This window comes from Stenotrophomonas sp., from assembly GCF_050737575.1.
Taxonomy (GTDB): domain Bacteria; phylum Pseudomonadota; class Gammaproteobacteria; order Xanthomonadales; family Xanthomonadaceae; genus Stenotrophomonas.
In genome coordinates this window covers 1-1,221 of the sequence record NZ_JBOHXW010000023.1, presented here as the reverse complement: position 1 = coordinate 1,221, position 1,221 = coordinate 1, and the positions used below count along the sequence as shown (strand labels likewise).

The window sequence follows — 1,221 nt, the reverse complement described above, 5'->3', positions numbered from 1 at the left end:
CGCTGCCGGGCTGGGAGCAGCTGGTCGCGCGCAGCTTCGAGGCCGCGTTCGAGCGGGACCTGGCGTTGATCCCGCCGTTGCGGAGAGGCGATGTGGACCTGCCGCAGGCGGCTGGGGAGCTGCTGGCAGCGCTGGCGTGGGCGTACGGCGCCGGGTTCCCCGACGATGTGTGGCCGGTCGTGGCCACGGCGCTGTCCGCAACCGGCGTCGTCTACGAGCGGGCGGACGTGTTCTGGGTGCTGGGGCAAACCGGCCGGTACATCGTGGAGGACGGGCAGGCCGGCCGGGCCGCCTACCGGCTGTCCCACCAACGTCTCGTCGATCATCTGCGTCAGGTCGCCCAGCCTGGTGCGGCAGCGGGAGCCGGGGACGAGGAGCGGGCCGCCCGTGTCGCCGAGCGGCTGGTCGGCTACTACTCGCAGCTGTTGGCCGGCGGGTTGGCTCCGGATGAGCCGACGTACCTGTGGCGCTACGTCTGGCGGCACTGCGCGGATGGCGGCCAGGCGGGTATCGGCGCGTTGCGCCGGCTGGCCGCCGAGGACTCGGCGTTCGCACCCGTCCTCGCCATGGCGTTGAGCAACCTCGGCATCCGCTACCGCGAGGTGGGCCGGCGCGTCGACGCCGTCGCCCCCGCCGAAGAGGCCGTCACCCTGCGCCGCGGGCAGGCCGCCGAGAACCCCGCTTACCTGCCCGACCTCGCCGCGGCGTTGACCAACCTCGGCGGCTGCTACCGCGCGGTGGGCCGGCGCGTCGACGCCGTCGCCCCCGCCGAACAGGCCGTCACCCTGCGCCGCGGGCAGGCCGGCGACAACCCCGGCTACCTGCCCGACCTCGCCGCGGCGTTGAACAACCTCGGCCTCTTCTACCGCGAGGTGGGCCGGCGCGTCGACGCCGTCGCCCCCACCGAAGAGGCCGTCACCCTGCGCCGCCAGCAGGCCGGCGACAACCCCGGCTACCTGCCCGACCTCGCCGGGACGTTGAACAACCTCGGCCTCTTCTACCGCGAGGTGGGCCGGCGCGTCGACGCCGTCGCCCCCACCGAACAGGCCGTCGGCTTGTACCGCGGGCAGGCCGCCGACAACCCCGGCTACCTGCCCGACCTCGCCATGGCGTTGAACAACCTCGGCCTCTTCTACCGCGAGGTGGGCCGGCGCGTCGACGCCGTCGCCCCCACCGAAGAGGCCGTCACCCTGCGCCGCGAGCAGGCCGGCGACAACCCCG

1 protein-coding gene is annotated in these 1,221 nt (G+C 74.5%); it reads left to right on the top strand.

The window, feature by feature from the left end; all coding sequences use genetic code 11:
* The coding region (locus ACREP4_RS16965) for a tetratricopeptide repeat protein (RefSeq protein WP_431597375.1) at positions 1-1,221 on the top strand (1,221 nt) is incomplete at both ends.